19 protein-coding genes, 1 tRNA gene and 1 pseudogene are annotated in these 22,044 nt (G+C 70.8%); 13 read left to right on the forward strand and 8 right to left on the reverse strand.

Annotated elements, in window-relative coordinates; all coding sequences use genetic code 11:
* Positions 1-17: 17 nt before the first annotated feature.
* A complete protein-coding gene (nrtL, locus tag ACRWND_RS09195; protein WP_431947876.1) occupies positions 18-995 on the reverse strand; it encodes an ArgS-related anticodon-binding protein NrtL in 978 nt (325 codons plus the stop codon).
* Between the two features lie 66 nt (positions 996-1,061).
* On the reverse strand, positions 1,062-1,478 hold the full coding sequence (locus ACRWND_RS09200; protein ID WP_431947878.1) for a response regulator: 417 nt from the start codon (positions 1,476-1,478) through the stop codon (positions 1,062-1,064).
* Between the two features lie 267 nt (positions 1,479-1,745).
* Between ACRWND_RS09200 and ACRWND_RS09205 the strand changes: the two genes are divergently transcribed.
* Both ACRWND_RS09205 and ACRWND_RS09210 read left to right on the forward strand, forming a co-directional pair.
* Positions 1,746-1,817 (forward strand) — tRNA-Arg (locus ACRWND_RS09205).
* Positions 1,818-1,873: 56 nt separating this feature from the next.
* Positions 1,874-2,512, forward strand: a complete 639-nt coding sequence (locus tag ACRWND_RS09210; protein ID WP_431947880.1) for a hypothetical protein — start codon at positions 1,874-1,876, stop codon at positions 2,510-2,512.
* A gap of 264 nt (positions 2,513-2,776) precedes the next feature.
* On the opposite strand, the pseudogene ACRWND_RS09215 reads toward ACRWND_RS09210, so the two are convergent.
* The 5 genes and pseudogenes from ACRWND_RS09215 to ACRWND_RS09235 all read right to left on the reverse strand — a co-directional run.
* Positions 2,777-3,772 (reverse strand): annotated as a pseudogene (locus tag ACRWND_RS09215) (recombinase family protein); the annotation flags it as partial.
* Positions 3,773-3,803: 31 nt separating this feature from the next.
* On the reverse strand, positions 3,804-3,938 hold the full coding sequence (locus ACRWND_RS09220; protein WP_431947882.1) for a hypothetical protein: 135 nt from the start codon (positions 3,936-3,938) through the stop codon (positions 3,804-3,806).
* Between the two features lie 258 nt (positions 3,939-4,196).
* Positions 4,197-5,156: a TRM11 family SAM-dependent methyltransferase gene (locus ACRWND_RS09225; RefSeq protein ID WP_431947884.1), complete on the reverse strand. Its 960-nt coding sequence runs from the start codon at positions 5,154-5,156 to the stop codon at positions 4,197-4,199.
* A gap of 23 nt (positions 5,157-5,179) precedes the next feature.
* On the reverse strand, positions 5,180-5,506 hold the full coding sequence (locus tag ACRWND_RS09230; protein ID WP_431947886.1) for a hypothetical protein: 327 nt from the start codon (positions 5,504-5,506) through the stop codon (positions 5,180-5,182).
* A gap of 563 nt (positions 5,507-6,069) precedes the next feature.
* Positions 6,070-6,456, reverse strand: coding sequence for a hypothetical protein (locus ACRWND_RS09235; protein ID WP_431947888.1), 387 nt, complete (start codon positions 6,454-6,456; stop codon positions 6,070-6,072).
* 728 nt (positions 6,457-7,184) lie between these two features.
* On the opposite strand from ACRWND_RS09235, the gene ACRWND_RS09240 reads away from it, so the two are divergent.
* From ACRWND_RS09240 to ACRWND_RS09290, 11 genes are all read left to right on the forward strand, one after another.
* Positions 7,185-9,113, forward strand: coding sequence for an ATP-dependent nuclease (locus ACRWND_RS09240; protein WP_431947890.1), 1,929 nt, complete (start codon positions 7,185-7,187; stop codon positions 9,111-9,113).
* Between the two features lie 695 nt (positions 9,114-9,808).
* Positions 9,809-10,567, forward strand: a complete 759-nt coding sequence (locus ACRWND_RS09245) for a hypothetical protein (protein ID WP_431947892.1) — start codon at positions 9,809-9,811, stop codon at positions 10,565-10,567.
* A 292-nt stretch (positions 10,568-10,859) separates the two neighbouring features.
* Positions 10,860-11,210 (forward strand): pilin, encoded by a 351-nt coding sequence (locus tag ACRWND_RS09250; RefSeq protein WP_431947894.1) that lies wholly within the window; start codon positions 10,860-10,862, stop codon positions 11,208-11,210.
* 305 nt (positions 11,211-11,515) lie between these two features.
* A complete protein-coding gene (locus ACRWND_RS09255; RefSeq protein WP_431947896.1) occupies positions 11,516-12,862 on the forward strand; it encodes a hypothetical protein in 1,347 nt (448 codons plus the stop codon).
* A 3-nt stretch (positions 12,863-12,865) separates the two neighbouring features.
* Entirely contained in the window at positions 12,866-13,801 is a 936-nt protein-coding gene (locus ACRWND_RS09260; RefSeq protein WP_431947898.1) for a PrgI family protein, read from the forward strand.
* The gene (locus ACRWND_RS09265) at positions 13,798-15,633 is read left to right on the forward strand and encodes a VirB4 family type IV secretion system protein (protein WP_431947900.1); all 1,836 of its coding nucleotides are present in this window, start codon (positions 13,798-13,800) and stop codon (positions 15,631-15,633) included. The genes ACRWND_RS09260 and ACRWND_RS09265 overlap by 4 nt, the downstream gene beginning before the upstream one ends.
* The gene (locus ACRWND_RS09270) at positions 15,630-18,020 is read left to right on the forward strand and encodes a type IV secretory system conjugative DNA transfer family protein (RefSeq protein WP_431947902.1); all 2,391 of its coding nucleotides are present in this window, start codon (positions 15,630-15,632) and stop codon (positions 18,018-18,020) included. The genes ACRWND_RS09265 and ACRWND_RS09270 overlap by 4 nt, the downstream gene beginning before the upstream one ends.
* 7 nt (positions 18,021-18,027) lie before the next feature.
* Entirely contained in the window at positions 18,028-19,026 is a 999-nt protein-coding gene (locus ACRWND_RS09275; protein WP_431947904.1) for a replication-relaxation family protein, read from the forward strand.
* Positions 19,027-19,036: 10 nt separating this feature from the next.
* The gene (locus ACRWND_RS09280) at positions 19,037-19,975 is read left to right on the forward strand and encodes an NlpC/P60 family protein (protein ID WP_431947906.1); all 939 of its coding nucleotides are present in this window, start codon (positions 19,037-19,039) and stop codon (positions 19,973-19,975) included.
* A complete protein-coding gene (locus ACRWND_RS09285; protein WP_431947908.1) occupies positions 19,972-20,757 on the forward strand; it encodes a hypothetical protein in 786 nt (261 codons plus the stop codon). The genes ACRWND_RS09280 and ACRWND_RS09285 overlap by 4 nt, the downstream gene beginning before the upstream one ends.
* Before the next feature lie 142 nt (positions 20,758-20,899).
* On the forward strand, positions 20,900-21,601 hold the full coding sequence (locus ACRWND_RS09290; protein ID WP_431947910.1) for a helix-turn-helix domain-containing protein: 702 nt from the start codon (positions 20,900-20,902) through the stop codon (positions 21,599-21,601).
* 232 nt (positions 21,602-21,833) lie between these two features.
* Here the strand turns inward: ACRWND_RS09290 and ACRWND_RS09295 are convergent.
* The coding region (locus ACRWND_RS09295) for a hypothetical protein (protein ID WP_431947912.1) at positions 21,834-22,044 on the reverse strand (211 nt) is incomplete at its 5' end.

A 22,044-nucleotide genomic window follows, 5' to 3' on the forward strand; every position in this document is an offset into this window, starting at 1 on the left:
TCTCGTGCTCTTCACTCTCACAGGTGGCGGGGGGCGCTGATGCCGAGCAGGGTCAGGCCGTTGGCGAGCACGGTCCCGGCGGCGTCGGCGAGCGCCAGGCGGGCCCCGTGAACGGCCGAGGGTTTCTCCTCGCCCTTGGGCAGCGCCGGGCACGCGTCGTGGCAACGGAGGGAGGCGTCGGCCGTGTGCTCCAGCAGCCGCGCCACCCGGTCGGGCGCGCCGTGCCGGGCGGCGGCCTCCACGGTGCGGGGGAAGTCGGCGATCAGGCCCAGCAGTTCGGCCTCCGCGGGCTCCGGGGAACCCGCGGCGGGGCCGGGTGCCAGGCCCAGGTCGCGGGCGCCGCGCAGCAGGGCCCGGCTGCGGGCGTGGGCGTAGCGGACCAGGAACAGGGGGTTGGCCTCGCGCTGCGGCAGGTGCGCCGCGGGGTCGGTGCGGGGGGCGTCCTCGGCGGGCGGGCGCAGCAGGGCCCAGGCGGTGGCGTCGGCGCCGAGGGTGCGCAGCAGCTCGTCCCGGGTCTGCCGTACGGGGTGGGGGCGGCGGGCGGGCGGCTCGACGCCGGTGGCGGCGTGGAGACGGCGCAGGGCGGCGGCGTAGGCGTCGGCGCGGGGCTCGCCGGTGGGCGGGGGCGCGAGTGCCACGGGGTGCTCGCCGATGCCGTACCGGCTGCCCTGGGCCCGTACGAGATCGACGAGGGCGCCGTGCGAATCCCCCTGGAGGGTGATGTTGAGGAAGCCGGGGGCGGCGACGTCCACCCGGGCGATGCCGGGGGCGGCGGCCAGCCGGCGGCTGATGACGTCGGCGACGGTGAGGGGGGCGACGCCGGTCAGGGGGGCCAGTTGCAGGGCCACGTTGGTGGCGTAGTCCCCGCAGCCGGGACGCGGGGGGCGGCGCACGACGACCCGCTCGGGCACCGGGCCCGCCAGGCTGAGCTCGTCGGCCTCGACGGCGCGACGGACCGTGGCGAGCACGGTGCGGGAGAGCTCAGCGGGGGTCATGAGCGCAAGGGTAGGCGAGGAGGGGGGTGGCGGCGCGAACGGGTTTCACCCTTTGGTCATCCCTGGTCACGCGGTGCCCGGGGCGGCCGCGGGAGCGCCCCTGCGGGGGGCGTTCTCGACGAGCCGGCGCACGACGCTCAGCAGCTCGCCGGGCTCGAAGGGCTTGCCGAGGAAGGCGTCGGCCCCGGCGGCGACGGCACGCTCGACCTCGGCCGGGGTGCAGGCGCTGACCACGACGATCCGCACGTCATGGGTGCGGGGGTCGGTGCGGAGACGGGCGGCGGTCCTTATGCCGTCCAGGCGGGGCATGACGACGTCGAGGGTCACGACGTCGGGGCGCACCTGCTGCACGACGTCCAGGCACTCGGCACCATCGGCCGCGGTCACGACCTCGAAGCCCTCCAGCTCGAGGTTGACCCTGATCAGCTGCCGGATGACCTTGTTGTCGTCGACGACAAGCACCCGGCCGGACTCGCCCGGCACAGGAAGATGCTAGGCGCGCCGGATCGGATGCGTCCGCGTTTTCCCCATTCCCTCCCCGACCGGGGGACGGGGGCGGGGGCGCGGGCGACGCGGGCGGTGGGGTGGGCTGTGCGGACCCTGCTCACCGGTTCCCTCCCCCTTCCCTGCCCCTTCTCTGGTCCCCTTCTCTGTCCCTCGCGCCACAACAGCCGCCGCCGGAAACCGTGTACACGGGCACCCCTCCTGGGCTGGTAAGGTTTCACCCGTCGCCGCCACAGCGGCCGACACGCCCCCGTAGCTCAGGGGATAGAGCAACGGCCTCCGGAGCCGTGTGCGCAGGTTCGAATCCTGCCGGGGGCACCCAGAACATGGGACCGAAGCTGGACATTATGTCCCGATTTCGGAATCTGGGTGCCATGATCGGGTACCGCTGCCTTGGCAGGGGTACCCGATTTTTTGTTCCCGCTGTCCAGCTCGCGGGTGATGGACGCCAGTTCGTCAACCAGGTGCGCCGGGATCGCCACCTGCAGGGTGAGCGTCTTCTCCGGCCGGTTGTAGCGCATCTCCAGCCCGAAGGCTTCATAGAGACGCCGCTGCTTCTCTTCGGGAAGCAGCGCCAGGTCCACGTCAAGAAGCGGAAGCATGTCCACCAGTGCGGAGTAGTCGGGCTGCGCCGCGGGCTCGGGCACGTCAAGCCGGGCGAGCTGCTCGGCCAGCGCTCTCCGTTGCGCACCCAGGGCCGCATGCTCCTTGCGGATGCCGTCCCGGTAGGCCCGCTCCGTCTCCGGGTCCGGCTCCTCACTGGGCTGCCCACCCCCACCTGCCGCTGCGCCGGCGTCGGCCAGTGCCCGGATCAGTCGGCCCTGGCGGTCCTCGATGGTGGCGATGCCCTGCTCCAAGGCGGTGCGCTCCCTCGCGATCCGCTCGGCCGGGCCGTCGGTGCGCCGGGAGGCTTCCAAGGCTGTACGAAGGTGGGCTCGGCGGTCAGGACCGAAGACTCGGGTGGCAAAGAAGCGGGCGACAGCTGTGAGAAGGATCTCTTCACGGATCCATAGGCTCTTCGGGTGGGCGGGAAACCAGGGTTGGTTTCGGTGCTCGTTCGGGTCGGGCTGGCAGGCGTAGTACGGGATCTCGTGACGGCTCTTGCCGAACATCCGCCGACCGCACAGATCGCATCGCACATAGGATCGCAGCACATAGGACCGGCGTGTCGCCGGGTGGCTGTTCCTGCCCGCGCCCGAACGCGAGCCCTGGCGCGCGGTCCGCATGACACAGACGGCGTCGAACAACTCGCGGGTCACGAGGGGCTCGTGGGTCGGAAGGGGCGACCACACCCACTCCGAGGAGTGGTTGTTGCGGCCGCCCTTCTTCGTCGCTCGTCGATTCCACACCTGATAGCCGGTGTACTTCGGATTTTTGAGGATCTCGCACACCGCGGACCCGCTCCATCGGCCGAGAGCGGCATCTGTACGGGTGGGCTCTGGAGGCGGATATGCGACCAGGTCGAGGTTGAGGCGATCCGCAATGCCGTCATAGCCGAGCTTGTCCAGCGCGCGAAGATGAAAGATCTCGGTGACCGCCGCAGCCCGGGCAGGGTCCGGAACGAGCCGGTGCTTGGTCCGGCCTTCGGCACGACGGGCCGGAACCGGGTGTGGGACTTTTTCCGCCAGGTAGCCGTAGGGCGGCTTCCCTGTGTTCCAACCCTGCTGTGTGTGCTCAATGAAGCCGTCCCAGGACAGCTCCAACATCTGCAGCACATACCACTCGGAAACGGCCTGCTTGACGCGTCGGGTGAGGGTGGGGGTGGCCCGTTTGGCTCTCGGACCGGTGACGATGGGCTCGTCCGCGGCGCAGAGGGCCACCCCTGCCTGCTCCAACTCGTACTCGATCTTGGTGCCGAAGTATGTGCGCCGGGCGACGCGTTCGATGGATTCGCAGATAACGGCCGCAAAACGGCGGTCTGGGCGCTCGGATTCGTCGAGGAGATCAGCGATGCCCCCATCACGCGGGATGGGGATGGCGAACTGCTGATGCGCCAGGGAACGGCCCCTTTGGTCCAGGTCCTTCCGACCGGACTCCACATCGTAGAAGTGAGCGACGATCACCCATCCCGGCGGAAGCGCGGCTCGCGCGTTACGAAGCTGGCGCGGGAGGGACAACGTGGGGTCCTGGGCGTCCTCTGTGGACGTACGGCCCAGCCATGCCACCGGCACGCTGACGGGTACAGCAGCGGTCTCCAGACCCGCTGCGGCGGACCAGGGCCGGTCGGGCAGCGACGTAGCCCAAGGTGGTTCACTTGGGGTGCGTTCCGGCATGCGTTGTCCCTCCACAAGTTGGGGAAGGAGCTCAGGCCCTGTCGGTGCCGGCCGTAGCGCCGCGATGGGCGTACAGCCACTCCAGCACCTCCCGGATGGCGTCGGCTTGACGCTGCGCCAGAGCCTGAGATTCCTCCCCACCGACGACGACGTACTCCACGGTCACTTGCACTCCCAGGCCTGGGTCTGACGATTTCCCGGGAATGCGGGTGGCCGAGCTCCATGGACGCTCCGGCTCGGGCACGTCGTCAAGGGCGCGGCCCGGCGCGCCGCCCCACGGCGGACATGGTGGGATGCCGCTCACTTCCGTTCGGGTTGCGGCGCCACGCACCGGATTGCGGAGCGTGACGCTTGGGCATCTGCGGCTGCTCGGCACGCATCAAGCAAAGCGGAGAGCGGACCGCTGCCAGCGGATCGCGGACCCTCATTGGCCGGCATCCTGGGCGCACGTGCGGGTGCGGCAGGCTGCGGCAGTTGAGGTAGTGGCCGACCGGGCCTTGCAGCGCCGCGTAGCTGCCCCGACGGTCTTTGCTGTGCAGTGGGTGCCGGCGTTGGGACGGCGAAAGATCAGGGTGTCTTCGTGGGCGATGAGGTGAAGCGGCAGCCCCTGGGCGCGGGCGTCGCGGAGGTTCTTCAGTTGGAAGAAGGACGGGCGGGTAATCAGGCGCCCGTCGCGGATGCCGGCGAGAAGGGCGACGCAGCGTTCGGTGGGGATGAGGCCTGCGGCTTCCCCGGCAGCCAGGACGGCCGTGGGAAGATCGACGAGCTCGCCGCGTTCGCGCCAGGGTCGAGCGGTGATCACGGCGGTGCCGCCGGGGCGGAGGGCGTGGCGGCACTGGGTGAGGATGGCGGTGAAGGCGTCCAGGAGTCGGTCGGTGCCAACGTGAGCGAGATTGGCCCGGTCGGTGCCGTAGCGGTGGTCGAACTTCTGGATCTTGGGGCGGCCGGTTTCACGGGTGGACCGGACCTGTCCGTGGACGGAGTTCCCGTACGGCGGTGATGTGACGACAAGAGCGACCTGGCCGTGCTGCTCCGCGGGGAGGAGGCGGAGCAGATCGCGGGCGTCGCCCTGGAAGACCCGGCCCATGCCGGGGGCCCCTTGGCGGGTGGCGTGCTGGAGGTTGCCAAGGGCGATACGGGCCCAGCGAGGCTCGTACTCCACGCCGACGGCGATGCGACCCAGGTGGGCGGCTTCGACGAGGGTCGTGCCGGTGCCGCACATCGGGTCCAGGACGAGGTCACCGGGGCGGGTGTAGTGGGTGACGGCGTGGGCGGCGATGGCGGGGAGCATCTTGGCGGGGTGCGCGGCGGTGTCGGGTAGGTACCGGCCGGAGCGCTGAACGCGGGCGCAGGTCTGCGCGGTCAGCCATACCGAGTCGGGCACGGGCGTACTCCTTCGCTGCCGGGTCAGTCGCGGATCTCAGGCGCGTGGAAGACGAGCAGGTCGGTGTGGAGGAGACGGTGCACGGCCTGCGAGTCGTCGGGGGCCGAGGCGGGAGCATCCGGGCCGGGGGTCAGGTAGTCGCCGGCCATGGCCGCGTGGACGACGATGATGTGCTGCAGGTACGTGAAGCCCGCCGTGCGGGCGCAGGCGATCAGAGCACCGCAGGGGTCGGCGAGGCGTCCGCTGCCGTGGTGCTGACGGGATGCGGTCAGCAGCAGGCCACCGCCACGCAGGAGGCGGTGCGCCCGGTGGAAGAAGCCCGGCCAACCCGCGTCGTCGTCCACCGTCACGCCGGCACCGTGGAAGTCGCGGCTTGGCGTAAGGAGTTCCGCAAGCAAGACCAATTTCGCTCCCCTCGCCGACGCGGAGGCGGATTTAGCGGGCATCTGGGTGCAGCAGGCGCGGGCGTCCATGCCGGGAGCAGTGTCACCCAGGGCAGCATGCAGCAGCCGACGCTGCGGGACTTCGGGCCGGTGAGGGTGGATGCAGAACTCCGTGCGAATTCGGTCCAGAGCCCACAACGGCAACGCCGCGGAAGGGTTCTGCTGCCCCGTGACCGGGGCAGACTGGAGGCCCTTGGGAAGCCAGATGCTGGCAGGGATCCGCTGACGGGGAATGGAGGCGCGGCGGGGGGTACGGGGTGCGGTCATCGCGTGCGCGCTGCGGCGAGCCCGTCATCGTGCTGACACCCAATAAGGAGAATTCCACCCGGGTCTGCGACACCTGCTCTTCAACTGCTGAGCCCCACCATCAGCAGCCCCGCGAACCGGGCCAGATTCAATTGTAGAGATGTTTTGCAGGGCGTCCGCCGACGCTGCACAGGAATGAGACGCCGTGGTGCCCCTCGCCCAGATTAGACTGCGGCTTCGCTAGGGTTGTCGTCCTCAAAGGAGCCGCCCCGCTCATAACCCGACACAGGAATGACCCGCCCGTCAGCGAGCGTCCTCGTGTGCCCGGCCACCTCGTGTTTGACGGGGGGTTTCCGTCGCTCGTCCACGACCGCAGAGTCGGCAGCCGAGTCAGTGCCCTCAGCACCCTCGGCGTACCCAGTGACGCTCTGTTCCTCGTCGGGCTGGAGGGCCAAAGCGACCACGACAACGACGACCGCGCCGCCGACGACTACCACCTTCGGCCAGTTCCTCTTGAGGAAGTTCTTAACCTTCCCGCCCAAGGGAGCGGCGTTCTGGCCGTCCTCGGGGACGGTCTGGCAATTGACCTCGGGGGGCTCGTCGGCGTTCACCCGAACAGATTTACCGGACGCATCCCCCACCTGTCAGGCAATGAGCTCTTTCAGCGTTGCTTCTCCAGGGTGAGGATGACTTTGACTGCTCACGACAGGCGGTTGGGGCTGCAGCGGGCGTGACGGAAGATGCGCCAGCGCCTGAGGGGTGGCCATGCCGCGTACGGCGGGATACCGGAGCCGGGCGTGCGCCCGGTTCAGCGATCTTGCCGGGGGTGAGCTCCTTGCGGGGCGGGCGTCGGGTCGGCTTGCCGGAGGTGCCGCCGGCGCCGAGGTCGGCCAGAGCTGGGAAGTCGAGGCGGAAGCAGGTGGCCACGATGTGACGGGTGCGGGCCGCGGTCAGGTCGTGGGTGCGGCCCGATAGAGCGCGGGAGATCCATACCATCTCGCCTCGCGGGTCGGTGGCCTGTCCGTATGCGTTCGCTGCGGGCGTCGTCCGCCGGGATGTTGAACGACATCGTCGCCAGCTTAGGACTCGGTGGGAGTACACGCACCGGGCCCCAGGAGCACGCGGTCGAACGGAAAGGCGGGCCCCAGTGTCAGTGCTCAGGACTACGCTTCTGCCACAGCTCAACACAGCCCCGGGCATGCCCGGGACGACGAGCGCCCGAGGTTCGTCCTGAATGGCGTCCAGGCCACATCTTCAGCATGTGGCCCCCCTTCGCGGGGGCCCGGTCATCGTCCCCACCTGCCCGAGGCCTCCTTCCAGAGGGGGATCTCGTCCGCGCATGAAGCTCACCAATGCTCAAATAACGAAGTATCGATCGGTGGAGGACTCGCAGCGGTTCGACATCGAACCCGACGTCACCGCCTTGGTCGGCAAGAACGAGTCGGGCAAGACCACGATCCTGCAAGCGCTTTACCGACTGAACCCCGTCGAAGAGTCGGCTCAGTTGGATGAGGTCATCGACTTCCCCGCACGGCTAACCCGAGAGCGCCGGAGGCTCCCCGAGGGGGAGCGGATCCCGGTGGTCACGGCCACCTTCCGCCTCGACGAGGACGAGGTCGCCGAGATCGAAGACGATCTGGGCAAGGGTGTCCTGCGGAGTCCCGAATTCACCGTCACGATCGGCTACCGAGCGGCCGGCCGCACTATCGCCTTCGACAAGGACGAGGCGTTGGTTGTCGAACACCTGCGCAGTCCGCTCGACCTGAGCGCTACCCAGGCGGATATTCTGAACGGCGCGGACACTGTGAAGGACCTCCTTGAGGCACTCGACTCTCTTGAGGATGCCCCGGCCGCAGCCCGGGAACTCGCCAACCGGATCCGCGGGTGGCGCGACCACAGCCTGGACTGCTACTTGATCGACGAGTACGCCTGGCCGCGCATGCCGAAGTTCGTCTACTTCGCGGACTACGACATCATGCCCGGCAAGGTGTCGATCCCGGATCTCATCCGGCGCAGGGACGGGAACACCTTGAAGCGGGGTGAGCAAGCGCTTCTGAGCCTCCTGAAGATGGCAAACGTCTCCCTTGACGACTTCCTGCACACCGATCGGCACGAACGTCTGATCCGCGAACTCGAGAACACGGGCAACGTCATCTCCGACGAGGTGTTCGATTACTGGTCCCAGAACCAGGAGCTGGCGGTCGAGCTGGAAGTGTTGCCTCCTGAGGAGGGAGCGCAACCACCGTTGAACGAGGCGCCGATCCTGCAGGTCCGGGTCAAGAACTTGCGGCACCGCGCTTCGGTCCCCTTCGACGATCGCTCCCGCGGCTTCGTCTGGTTCTTCTCGTTCCTCGCCTTCTTCGACGAGTTGGAGGAGGCCGAGGACAACAACCTGGTCCTGCTGCTCGACGAACCCGGCCTATCCCTCCACGGCCGCGCCCAGGAGGATCTGCTGCGACTCATCGACGAGCGGCTGGCACCCGATCATCAAATCCTCTACACCACGCACTCACCGTTCATGGTCTCATCCGATCAGTTCCACCGCGTTCGCACCGTCATCGACCAGGACAAGGTCGGCACGAAGGTTTCTGGGGAGATCTTCAAAGCGGACGAGGACACCGCGTTTCCGTTGCTCACTGCCATGGGTATCGAGATGACTCAGACCCTGTTCATCGGCGAGGACACCCTCCTGCTAGAGGGACCCAGCGACCTGATCTATCTGGACGTCCTGACCGACCTGCTGGAGTCCCAGGGCTCGACCGGCCTTGACCCGCGCTGGGTGAAGACGCCCATCGGCGGGGCCGGCAAGCTGTCCACGTTCGTCACGCTCCTAGGCGCGAACAAGCTCAACGTCGCGGTCCTCATCGACTCGAGCACGAAGGACGTCGGGGCCATCCATCGGCTTCGCGACAATGGCCAACTCAGCAAGAACGGCCTGGTCCAGGTGAGCGAGTTCACGGGGTCCGCCGACGCTGACATCGAGGACCTCTTCGATCAAAGCTTTTACCTCGAACTTGTGAACGCGTCCTACAGCCAGCAACTGCCCCAACCGATCACAACGCCGGACCTTAACGTCAGGGACCCGCGGATCGTCCGTCAGATCGAAGCGTTCTTTAAGAAGAACGGCATCGCGAACGGCAAGTTCAACCATTACAAGCCCGCCGCCTACCTGCTGCGCGAGCAAGCAACCCTACTTTCCAAGATCGATCCTGCAACCGCCTCGCGCGCCGAGCAGCTGTTCAGCAGGCTCAACGCCCTCCTCTCCTGACGGGCCGAACGAAAACGGCGGGTTCCCGATTTTTGGGGACCCGCCGCTTTGCCTTGCCAGAAAGCCACTCGCACGGGTGATCGCACCACACCTGTTGTGCGGGAGGTGATCAGCTGATCAGGACCTCCCGCACAACGGGGGAAGCTCAGTGGGCGGGATCCGACTGCACCTGGCCGGACGGGCAGGCGCATGCGACGCAGCCTTGGTCAGCGCTGTATGTGCTCTGGGGGCAACAGGTCTCGGACAGCTCGGATACGAGTCGGCCGCACATAAATCGATGGCGTCCCTTCTCGTGGTGTAGCCGATCAAGCTGGCGGAATTCCCAGGTCGCGGCCCGAATTTCCCCGGAAAAAGGCCCTGTTGGGGCTCTGTGAGCCGGGACCAGCGGCGATCGTCAGACGGCCTGCGGCAGCACGCATCGGACCGCTCCGAAGCGGAAGCGCCATTGCGTGATCGGCTACACCACGGCGGGGGACACGACCCATAAATCTGCGAGTTTTTTCTGGCCAAATCGGGATCAGATTAGCCATACCGATGCTGCAGGTAGGTGGCGGGTCCGACAGCCGAGGGCCGGCGGCCATGGTCGGTGGCTGGCAGGGGGGCGGTCGGTAGGTGCCCTCGGGATGGGCGGTGGGTGGCAGGGGTGTTTGGCGCGATGGCGGCGTCCGATTCGACGCCGACGGCGAGGAGCCGCAATGCGCCGCACTGTCCGTTCCGTTCGTATGACTTCCCCGTCTCCGCTGGAGGATGTGGATGCCGCCTTCCTGAAGTTGGCTTCCGCTCCCTGGCCCGTGCGCCTGCCTGCCCACCTGTTCACCGACCGGTCCGACGCGCTGGATCTGCCCGTGGATCAGGCCCGGGCGCGGCTGGCGCACCCGAGTACGCCGCCGCAGGTTCGGGCGCGGGTGTGGGGGGAGGTTGTGCGGCGGGCGCGTCGGGATGGGGAGCCGTGGTCGACGGTGGCGGTCGGGTTGATCGTGCCGGGGTTGCGGAGGTCTTTGTCTCGGCTGCCGCGGTTGCCGGAGGTCGACTGGGCGGAGCTGGAGCAGGAGGTGCTGGTGGCTGTCGCCGGTGAGCTTGCCGTCGTGGAGGTGGACGACCCGCAGATCGCGCTGCAGCTGGTGCGCGCCGGTGACCGGGTGGCGCACCGGCTGGTGTATGCCGCGCGTCAGTCGCGCCGGAGCCCCGTGGTGCCGCTGGAGGAGTCGACGGAAGGTACGCCGTGCCTGCCGCCGACGGGTGGGATCGCCCATGCCTACGCCAAGCTTCGGCGGGCGGTGGATGCCGGTGTGCTCGACGAGGACGAGGTGGAGTTGATCGCCCGCACCCGCCTGGACGGAGTGCGCATGCCGGTGTGTGCGCAAGAGGCGGGCGTCAGCGCCCGTCAGCTGTATCGCAGGCGCGCTGATGCCGAGCGGCGTTTGCTGAATGCGCTGCGCAACCGTCTCCTGTGAGTGGCCGGGAGCGTCCGCGGTGTCGCGTGCGCCGTCCGGATTCTCCTTAACCGGATGAGGGCACCTCGGGCGCTGCTCGAGGTGCTTCTCGCTGAAGGTGCTCCGGGCCCGGGCACGTCGTCTCGTGCTGACACCCGAGCCGCCTGGCGCCACCGCGCGCTGCCGCCCTGAGGAGGTGACGCGTTGTGGCGGGCCGGCCCGGGACCGGAGCCCTTCAGCTCATGTCCGTCTCGTGGTGCGGGCCGCCTCGTGGTGTCGCGGCCTGGTTCGGCCCGGCTTCGGAGGTGCCCAGGTGCCTGTTCGCCGCTGTCTGTCGCGTCCCTTGGTCCGCCACGTGTTGCGGGCCGTGGCCATCGGCTGCTGCTTTGCCCTCTTCGTGCTCGTGCCGGCGTGTCCGGCGTGGGCGGTGGCCACCTTCCCGCAGGTGATCAACAACTGCCGCAACTGGATCATGGGAATCGCCGGTGGCACGGCCACGCTGTTCCTGACGGTGGGCGGCCTGCGCTATGTGATGGCCGGTGGCGATCCCGGCGAGGTCGAGGCGGCCAAGCGCGCGCTGCGGTCGGCCGCCCTCGGCTATGGCATCACCGCGATGGCGCCGATCATCTCCGCGGTCGTCCAGTCGATCGTGGGCGCCGGATGACCGGCCCGCGAGCCCGGTCCCGCACGGTCGGGTGGGGCGGGGTGGTGCTGTTGGCGGTACTGCTCGTTCCCGCCGGGGCGGGTGCGGCTTCGGCCGTGGTGTCGTCGCGGGTGGCGGCTCCGGCTGATCCGGTGCCCGCTCCGAGCCCGGGGCCGCGGCCCGTCCCGGAGCCCAGCCCTGCCGAGCCGCCGCCGGTCGATCCGGGGCCGGCGGTCGGTGAGCAGCCGGGCGGGGGCGTGCTGCCGCCGGCCGACTCGGACGGCGACGGGTCGTCGGGATGGCTGGGGTTCCTCAACATCCCCGGCTTGATCGCCAAGGCGCTGACCGCGTTCCTCGGTGTGCTGATCGAGCAGGCGCAGAAGCCGGTCCTGGAGGCGCTGGGCAGCACGGTGTTGTCCACGCCGGATGTGGCGGCCAATGCGGAGTTGGTGAAGTTATGGACTGCGGCGCTCGGGGCCACGGGCGCGGCGTATGTGCTGTTCGTGCTGGCCGGTGGTGTGACGGTCATGGGGTACGAGAGCGTGCAGACCCGGTACGCGCTCAAGCAGATCGCTCCGCGGCTGCTCCTCGGCATGGTCGGGTCGGCGGGTTCGCTGATGGTGATGAGCAAGTCCATCGCGCTGGCGAACGCGGGGTCGGTGGCCATCATGGGCCGGGGCGTGGACAGCAAGGGTGTCGCCCAGCAGTTGGCGAATGCCGTCACGAGGCGCTTCGTCACCGGGGATCAGACGTATCTGCTGGTGCTTCAGTTGCTGTTGCTCGTCTTGATGTTCGGGGTGCTGATCGGTTACGTGCTGCGGGTCGCGCTGATCTACGTGCTCGCGGTCGCCGCGCCGCCTGCGCTGGCCTGTTACAGCCTTCCGGCCGCCGATGGGGTGGCGAGGTTGTGGTGGCGGGCGTTCCTCGGGTGCCTTGCGATGCAGTTGGCGCAGTCCACGACGTTCATCGTGGGCCTGCGGTTGTTCTTCGCGCCCGGCAACACGATGGACGGCTTGGGCTTGCCCCGTACGTCGAGGCTGGGAAACCTGCTGGCCGGGCTGTGCTTGTTCTGGATTCTGTGGAAGATCCCCGGCTGGACCGCGCGAGTCGTCTTCCGCTCCACCCCGGTCAGTCTGCCGGGCACGCCGATGCCGCTGCGCATGCTGCGCTCGCTCGCGATCGCCTACGTGATGCGCGGCGCGTTCCGCGGCGCCGGGCGCCTCGGCCGCCCGCAGGCGGGTGGCCGGCCGGGGCCGTCACCCGGACCGGCAACGCGGCCTGGGCCTCCGCCGTCCCCGGGCGGTCGGCCTCCAGGCGGCTGTCCCGACCCGGGTGGCGGGTACTCTCCGCCTCTCGGAGGCGGAGGCGGTCCACAGGGCGGTCCGGCGAATCCAGGGGCCGGAACTGGTCCCTCCGGTCCCGCTCCTCGGCCCCGACCAACCGAGTCGGGCGGCGCGGGCAGCCCTTCGTCAGGGCCGGGGCCGTCCTCAAGCGGCGGCTCCAGCCCGCCCGTACAACGGGTCGAGCGCCCGCAGCCGCAAGGGCCGCGGGTGCGGCACCGGCAGACCGTTCTCCCCATTCCCGTACGGCGCGTACCGGCACGGTCGCCGCGTCCCGCCCAGTTGCGGCTGCCGTTGGAGACGCCGCCCGTCCGTCGCGATCGTGAGAGGTGAGCCATGTCCCAGGCGGATGACGAGGGCCTGACCGCTGCGCGTATCCCGGCCGACATCGAGCGCGAGGACCAGGTCCTTGGCCCGCTGACCGCCCGGCAGGCCGCGATCCTGGCCGTCGCCGCCCTGGTGCTGTGGCTCGGATACGTGGCGGGCCGGTCGTGGATCTCCCCACTCGCCTACGTCGCCTTGGTCGCGCCGGTCGCCGTGGTGGTCGCGGCCGTCGTGCTCGGGCGCCGCGACGGCGTGAGCATGGACCGCTTCCTCCTCGCGGCGGTCGCCTTCCGGCGGATGCCGAAGCGGCAGGTCCACGCTCCCGAAGGCGTGCCGGCTCTGCCCGCCGTGCTTCCGCCGTCCTGGGCTTCCGCGGCCGGAGCGCCCCCTGTACCGCTGGTCTTGCCGTGCCGGGAGGTGTCGGACGGTGGGGTGCTCGATCTCGGGCGGGAAGGGCAGGCGGCCCTGGCGGTGTGCGGGACCGTCAACTTCGACCTGCGCACCGGGGCCGAGCAGCAGGCCCTGACCGGTTCCTTCGCCCGGTGGCTGAACTCGCTGACCGGCCCCGTACAGATTCTGGTCCGAGCCCATCGACTGGATGTGGATCCGCTGGTCACGGCCCTTTCTGCCAGTGCCGGGTCATTGCCGCACCCCGCCCTGGAGCAGGCTGCGCTCGCGCACGCCGGCTTCCTGCACGCCCTGGCCGGTAAGCGGGACCTGCTCACCCGGCAGGTGCTGCTCGTCGCCCGTGAGCCGGCAATGCCCGGCCCTGGCCGCTCGGGCGGCGCCGGCCCCCGTGCCCGGCAGCGGCTGGCCGAGGCCGCCCGGGCCCTCGGCGCCGCCGAGATCCCGGTCACGGCGCTCGACGGTGCCGGCGTCGTGCGGGCGATCACCGCCACCGACGCCGCCGGTGCCACGCGATCGCCGACCGTGGGAGGAGCCCGATGACGTTCACCCGTCGCCTGCGCGGGCAGGCCCGTTCCCAAAACCGTGACGTCGTGTCCGCAGGAGAGTTGCTGACCGGTGCCGGTCCGGAGGCCGTGGAGGTCCACTCCCGGTTCGTGGCCGTGGGCGGTCACCTGGCGACCACCCTCATCGTCACGGGGTATCCGGCCGAGGTCATGCCCGGCTGGCTGGACCCGCTGCTGACGTACCCAGGGCGGCTGGATGTGGCCCTGCACATCGAGCCGGTCCCGAATCCGGTCGCGGCTGCGTCGCTGCGCAAGCAGCGAGCCCGGCTGGAGTCCACCCGCCGGGCCGGCTACGACCGGGGCCGTCTCGACGACCCGGACACCGAGGCCGCGGCCGCCGACGCCGCCGATCTCGCCTACCGGGTCGCCCGCGGCGAGGGCCGGCTCTTCCGCGTCGGCCTGTACCTGACCGTCCACGCCGACAGTGAGGAGCAGCTCGCCGAGGAGGTCGCCGCCGTGCGGGCGATCGCCGAGTCCTTGCTGGTCACGAGCGTTCCTGCCACCTACCGGTCACTTGCGGGATGGTTGGCGACCACGCCATTCGGGCTGGACACGCTGCGAGTGCGGCGGACGTTCGACACGACCGCGCTGGCCGCGTGCTTCCCGTTCTCCTCCCCCGACCTGCCCGCCGAGCAGGCGGCCGCTCCGGGCGGGGTGCTGTACGGGGTGAACAACGCCAGCTCCTCGCTGCTGCTGTGGGACCGGTTCGCGCAGGACAACTACAACTCCGTCACCTTGGCCCGCTCGGGATCCGGCAAGTCGTATCTGACAAAGCTGGAGATGCTGCGGCAGCTCTACACCGGCACCGACGTGGCGGTGATCGACCCGGAGGACGAGTACGTACGTCTGGCCGAGTCGGTCGGCGGCACGGTCATCCGCCTCGGCGGCGCCCACGTGCGGCTCAACCCCTTCGACCTGCCCACCGAGGAGTCCGGGGATGCGCTGACCCGGCGCGCGTTGTTCCTGCACACATTCCTGGCGGTGCTGGTCGGCGGCGACTTCTCCCCGGCCGAGCGCGCCGCACTGGACCGCGCAGTGCTCGCTGCCTACCGGACGGCCGGGATCACGGCGGACCCGCGGACCTGGCCCCGCCCCGCCCCGCTGCTCGCCGACCTGGCCGCGGCCCTGTCCGAGGACGAGTCCGCCGAGGGGCCGGCGCTGGCGGCCCGCCTGGAGCCCTTCACCACCGGCACTCACAAGCAGCTCTTCGACGGCCCCACCACGACCCGCCCCGTCGGTCACCTGGTCGTCTTCGCGCTCCGAGACCTGCCGGAAGAGGTCAGGACCGCCGGGATGCTGCTCACCCTGGACGCCGTCTGGCGCCGGGTCACCGACAGCCGCGCCGACCGCCGACGGCGCCTGGTCGTGGTGGACGAGGCCTGGCTGCTGATGCGGGAGAGCCACGGGGCCAGGTTCCTGTTCCGGATGGCGAAGGCGGCCCGCAAGCACTGGGCCGGTCTCGCCGTCGTCACCCAGGACGCCGAAGACGTGCTGGCCGGGGACCTCGGACGCGCCATCATCGCGAACTCCGCCACCCAGATCCTCATGCGGCAGGCCCCGCAGGCCCTGGACCAGGTCGCCGAAGCCTTCCACCTCTCCCGCGGCGAGAAGCAGTTCCTGCTGACCGCGCCGCGCGGCTGCGCCCTGCTCCTTTCCGGACGCACGAAGATCGCCTTCACCCCGGTCGCCTCGCCCGAGGAACACCGGCTCGTCACCACCGACCCTGCCGAACTCGCCACTGACCACGCCGGCGCCGAGGATCCACCGGACCCGTACGCGCCCCCAACGCCGACTGGGAGCACCCGGTGAACGGCGAGCAGCCCGGCGGACCGCTCGCCCGCTACCTCACCAACCCCGCGGACGTACTGGCCGACCTGACAGGCAGCGCCGCCGGTTTCCTGCTGCAGACCTGGCCGCTTCTGGCCCCAGGTGCCGCCCTGACCGGCGGCGGGCTACTGCTCGGACGCGCCGGCCTGCGGATGCGCCGCAACCGGGCGTTCGCCGCCGGCGCGCAGTGCGTGACGATCCTCGCCCCGCCCTCCGTTCCCACGGCGGGCGGCGAAGTGCTGTGGGCGCAGCTCGCCGGGCTGCTGCGCCCTTGGTGGCGGCGCCTCGGCTCCGGGCAGCCGCACCTGGGATTCGAGTACGTGTGGACCTCCGCCGGGATGACGGTCCGGTTGTGGCTGCCCGGCAGTGTCCCCACCGCCCTCGTGCGCCGCGCGGTCGAAGCCGCCTGGCCCGGCGCCCACACCACCCTCGCCCCGGCCGAGCCGCCGCTTCCCGCCGGACACGAGTGCACCGGCGGTGTGCTGCGTCTGGCCCGGCCCGAGGTGCTGCCGCTGCGCACCGACCACGACGCCGATCCGCTGCGGGCCCTGCTGCAGGCCGCCACCGGTATGAGCGAGACCGAGACCGCTGTCGTGCAGCTCCTCGTCCGTCCCGCCACCGGCTCCCGCCTGCGGAAGGCCAAGCGATCCGCTCGCCGCCTCAAATCCGGTGCCGCGCCGGGCCGGTTCGGCGCCCTGTTCGACCTGCTCACCCATAGCCCGCAGCGCGGTCCCGCCCCGGTGCTCGATCCGGCGCACGGAGCCGAGGTCCGCCAGAGCGTGGGCAAACTCTCCGGCCCACAGTGGGAGACCGTCATCCGCTACGGCACCGCCGTCGCCCCCGAGACCGAAGGATCCACGGACCGGGTGCGGGGCCGGGCCCACGCGCTGGCATCCGCGTTCGCCCTGTACGCGGCCCGGAACTGGCTTGCCCGCCGCCGCCTGCACCGCCCCGCCGCCCGCCTGGCCGGACGCGGGTTCCCTCGTCGCGGCGACCTGCTGTCCGTACCCGAACTCGCCGCGCTCGCCCACCTGCCCACCGACCCGGACGCCCCGGGCCTCGCCCGCGCGGGAGCCCGCTCCGTCCTTCCCCCGCCCCCGATCCTTCAGCCCGGCCCGGGGGTGAAACCGCTCGGCCATGCCGACACCGGCAGCCGCCGACCCGTGGGCCTCGCCGTCCCCGACGCCCGGCATCACCTGCACCTGATGGGCGCCACCGGCTCCGGCAAGTCCACCCTGATCGGCAACCTCGTCCTGGACGACGTCCGCGCCGGCCGCGGCGCCATCGTCATCGACCCCAAGGGCGACCTCGTCACCGACCTCCTCCACCGCCTCCCCGCCGCGTGCGCCGACCGCCTCGTGCTGATCGACCCGGACGACCACCACACCCCGCCCTGCCTCAACGTCCTGGAAGGGCAGGACATCGACGTCGTCGTCGACAACATCACCGGCATCTTCCGGCGGATCTTCACCGCCTTCTGGGGTCCCCGCACCGACGACGTGATGCGCGCCGCCTGCCTGACCCTGCTCCGCCACGCGGAGCGCACGAACCGCATCGTCACACTCGCGGACGTCCCCCGCCTCCTCGGCGAGCCCGCCTACCGGCTGCGCATGGTCCCCACCGTCAAGGACCCCGTCCTGCGCGGCTTCTGGACCTGGTACGAGTCACTGTCCGATCCATCCCGGGCCGCCGTCGTCGGCCCCGTGATGAACAAACTCCGCGCCTTCCTGCTGCGCTCCTTCGCCCGGCAGGCCATCGCCTCCAGCGAGTCCACCTTCCACCTCGCCGACATCCTGGACGGCGGCATCCTCCTGGCCCGCCTGCCCAAAGGCGCCCTCGGCGAGGAAACGGCCCGGCTGCTGGGCTCGTTCATCGTCGCGAAAACCTGGCAGGCCGCCTCCGCCCGCACCCGCACCCCCGAACAGCAGCGCATCGACGCCTCCCTCTACGTCGACGAATGCCACAACTTCCTCACCCTGCCGTATCCACTGGAGGACATGCTCGCCGAGGCCCGCGGCTACCGGCTCTCCCTCCACCTGGCGCACCAGCACCTCGCCCAGCTCCCTCGCGACCTGCGCGAAGGCATCTCCGCCAACGCCCGCAACAAGATCTTCTTCAACGCATCCCCGGAAGACGCCGGCGCCCTGGAGCGCCACACGCTGCCCACCCTGGCGGCCCACGACCTCGCCCACCTCGGCCCCTACCAGGCAGCAGCACACCTTCTCGCCGGCGGCGCCGAAACCGCCGCCTTCACCCTCACCACCCGCCCCCTTCCCCCGTCAGTGCCCGGCCGCGCCACCGCGCTGCGCGCCGCAGCCGCCGCCCGCGTCGGCGGCACCACCAGCCACTCCACACACCTGCCCATGTGAGGACTTCGTGACAGCCGACAACCTGGCCTACACCCCACGCGCCGCAACCCGGCGCCGCCGCCCCGCCCTGCCCGCCCGCTCCCGCATCGACCTGGCCGCCCTGTCCGCCCGGCTCACCGCACGCGACCTGTGGCTGGCCGAGATGTGCCACGAGCACACCGTCCTGACCTCCCACCACATCGCCGCCCTCGCCTTCACCAGCCACCGCTCCGCGAACCGGCGCCTGCGCACCCTGTACTTCCTCGGTCTCCTCGACGCCTTCCGGCCCCTTCGGCACAGCGGTTCCGCCCCCGAGCACTACACCCTCGGCCGCGCCGGCGCCGAGATCCTCGCCGCCTCCCGCGGCAGCGACGTCAAAGCCCTCGACTGGCGCAAGGACGCCTGCGCCCGCATCGCGTTCTCCCCCACCCTCGGCCACACCCTCGGCGTCAACACCCTCCTGACCGCCCTCGCCACCGCCCGCCCGCCCGGACACGCCTTGCCCGTATGGCTGTCCGAACGCTCAGCCGCGCGCCTGTGGGGCGACTGGATCCGGCCCGACGCCTATGGCCACTACCGCGACGGCGACAGCGATGCCCCCGTGCCGTTCTTCCTCGAGTACGACACCGGCACCGAACCACTGGCCCGCGTCGAAGCCAAACTCCCCGGCTACGCCGCCCTGGCCACCACCACCGGAACCCGCAGCGCACTCCTCATCCACACCTCGACGGCCCGCCGCGAGGCCTCCCTGCGCGCCCGCCTCGCCGACACCGCCACACGCCTCGGCCTCCCCGTCGCCACAGCCTGCGCCGACTACCTCCCCGACGCCGGCCCCGCAGGACCCGTCTGGCTCCCCCTCACCACCGGCGGCCGACGCCAACTCCTATCCCGACTCGCCCACACCTGGCCCGACCTCACCCCGGCCCTCACCGACGACGCCCTCACCCCCACACTCGCCCCGGCGGGCCGAACCGCCTTCCCCTGGCAGCCCGTCCCACCCCTGCCGCCCACCGGCCACCCGGGCTGACCCGACTGTCATGGGATCCCCCGCAGCAGCGGCAGCCGGCATCGCGGTCGGCCTGCTCGTCCTCATCCTCGCCTGCACCGCCGCCCTCGCCGGCCTCCTCACCGGCGCATCCCCCTCGGCCGCTCCCAGCCGGCACGCACTCACCGACATCCCGGCGCGCATGCTCACCCTCTACCAGCAGGCCGCCCCCGAATGCCCCGGGCTGCCCTGGACCGTGCTCGCGGCCATCGGCAAGGTCGAGAGCGACCACGGCCGCCACCCCACCATGACCTCCAGCGCCGGCGCCGTCGGACCGATGCAGTTCCTCCCGGCGACCTTCGCCGCCTACGCCCACCCGGTCCCGCCAGGCGGCCGCAACCCGCCCACCCCATGGGACCCGGTCGACGCCGTCCACGCCGCCGCCCGCCTGCTGTGCGCCAACGGTGCCCGGAACGGACGCAACCTGCACCGCTCCATCTGGCACTACAACCACTCCGACACCTACGTCGACCACGTCCTCGCCACCGCCCGCCGATACTCAGCCGCCGAACCGGCACCGACCGGCGCCGCGAGCAAAGCCGTCGCGTTCGCGCGCGCCCAACTCGGCACCCCCTACCGCTGGGGCGGCGACGGCCCCACCGAGGGCGGCTTCGACTGCTCCGGCCTCACCAAAGCCGCCTACGCCGCCGCCGGCGTCCACCTGCCCCGAGTCGCCCAGGACCAGTACAACGCCGGACCCCGCGTCCCACCGGGCGCGCCACTCCTCCCGGGCGACCTGGTGTTCTTCGGCACCGACCCCCGGCACATCACCCACGTCGGCATCTACACCGGCGCGGGCCGCATGCTCCACGCACCCCGCCCCGGCACCACCGTCCGCGAAGAGCCCTACCGCCTGTCCGGCAGCCGCTACCAGGACGCCACCCGCCCCAGCGCCGAAAGCGCCAACAGGCAGCGGGCGGCCAGCCCGTGAGCGCCCCCGGCGGCCCGGACACCGACGGCGTCCTCGTCTTCCTCACCCGCTCCCTTGCCGCCGTCGCCGTCCTCGCCCTGCTGTTCACCGCGGTGAACGTCACCCTCTTCGCCACCGACCACGGCGTTCCCTGGCCAATCGCACTGCTCCTGGACCCCATGGTCGCGCTCGCGCTGGCCGCGGTGCTCCTCGCCGACGCCCGGCTCACCACCTGGGGACTGCACCCGCCCGGCTGGTCCACCGCACTTCGATGGTTCACCGGGTGCACCGCCACCCTGATGAACACCTGGACCTCGCTCTGGCCCGACGGCCACGTCGGCTGGCCCCGCCACGCGGACCCGGCCGGCGTGCTCCTGCACGCAGTCCCACCAGTGCTCCTCATCCTGCTCACCGAAACGGTCGCCGCCTACCGCCGCGCCCTCGCGGACCACGCCACGCGCGCACCTCGCGGCGCCGTACCGCGCACCCGCCCATCTGCACCCGCGGCTGATCCGCACCCGCGCCCAGCCGCCCCCGCACCCGAACCGGAACCGCCCCGGCCCACGGACTCCGACCTGTTCTCCCGCGCACTGGACCTGGACACGGCGCACCTGGCTCACACCGGACGCCCCCTCAGCATCCGCGCACTGCGCCAGCACCTGCACCTCGGCCAACCTCGGGCTCGTGATCTCCGCATGCGCCTGGACGCCCACCACGCCCGCGACCACGACGCACCCGCACCCGCACCCGCACCCGCACCCGCACCCGACATCGTTCCTGGTCGGGAGCACCGACCCGCTTGACTTACCGCCCGTACAGAGCGTCCATGGTGGTCCGCCCGCGGAACCAGCGCAGCGCACGCGCCACGGGCACCCGCGACCACCCCGTCGCACCCCGGCCGGGGACCCCCATCACGCATCCGCACCACTCATGGGAGGCCCCACCATGTCCATGAACCAGACGCCTACACCCGCCGATCCCGCGACCCTGACCGGCGCACGCGCCGCCGTCTGGACCGCACTGAAAACCCACCCCGGCGAAACCGTCGCCGCCCTCGCAGCGGCCGCCGCCATCGGCCGCTCGACCGCAGGAAAGGCCCTCGTCACCCTCGAACAAGACGGCCTCACCCGCCGCGACCCCGGCGAAACCGTCAACGGCCACCGAACTCCCGACCGTTGGCACCCCGCCCCGCCCGCACCCGCCAGTGCCGCCACGACGCTCACTGACCCCGACACGGCCAACGAACCCCCGGCGGGGACAGCGCCGAGCGACGACCCGGCGGTCCCCATGCCGGAGAACCACCCCGCCAACGTGACTGCCAAGACGACGTCACCGAGCGAGACACCCTCGCCGGAGACCGTAGAGGGGCCACCCACCACGCTCGAACCGCAGCGTCCGATCCTGACCACCGTCGCGGGCGGAAAGAAGCGACTCGCCCCCGGCTCCCTGCGCCAGCTGGTCACCGACCACCTGCGCGCCCACCCCGGACAGGCCTTCACCGCAACCGCCATCAGCCGAAGGATCGACAAAAGCTCCGGAGCCATCGCCAACGCTCTGGACAGGCTGGTCGCACAGGGCATCGCTGAACAAGTGACCGCCAAGCCCCGTACCTACAGGCTGAACTCTGCCTTCGAGGCAGACGAGTAGGCGGACAACCCGGTGGGCGGACACCTCGCACAGATGTCCGCCCACCGGGCCAGCTGCACACGATCGAGGGGCGGTCCCAGGAAGACCGCCCCTGACGGGCACAGCTCACTGCACTTACCGCGCAGCCTTCTGATCAAGCAAAACGCCGAAGCCCTACTGCAGCACTGAAGGCGATCGTGGTTGAGGTTCCGCAGCTCCAGCGAGCTGGCCCCACGTCCTCCACAACAAGCAATCAAGCCGTTCGGGGCGGCTGCCACTTACGAAAAAACCGGACGTTCTCGGCGCCAGAGTCGAGTCGCTCCAGCAGCGGCTCGCTTTCGACACCGAACTCTTCGAGGCTGAGGCGAATCTTCATCGCCTGACCCTTGCTCATGCGGAGCTTGCCGGGCCGGAGGACCTCCCGCAGCGCCCTGTCAAGATCGATCTCTCCGCCGTCGACGCGG

Source organism: Actinacidiphila sp. bgisy167 (assembly GCF_965342175.1).
GTDB lineage: Bacteria > Actinomycetota > Actinomycetes > Streptomycetales > Streptomycetaceae > Actinacidiphila.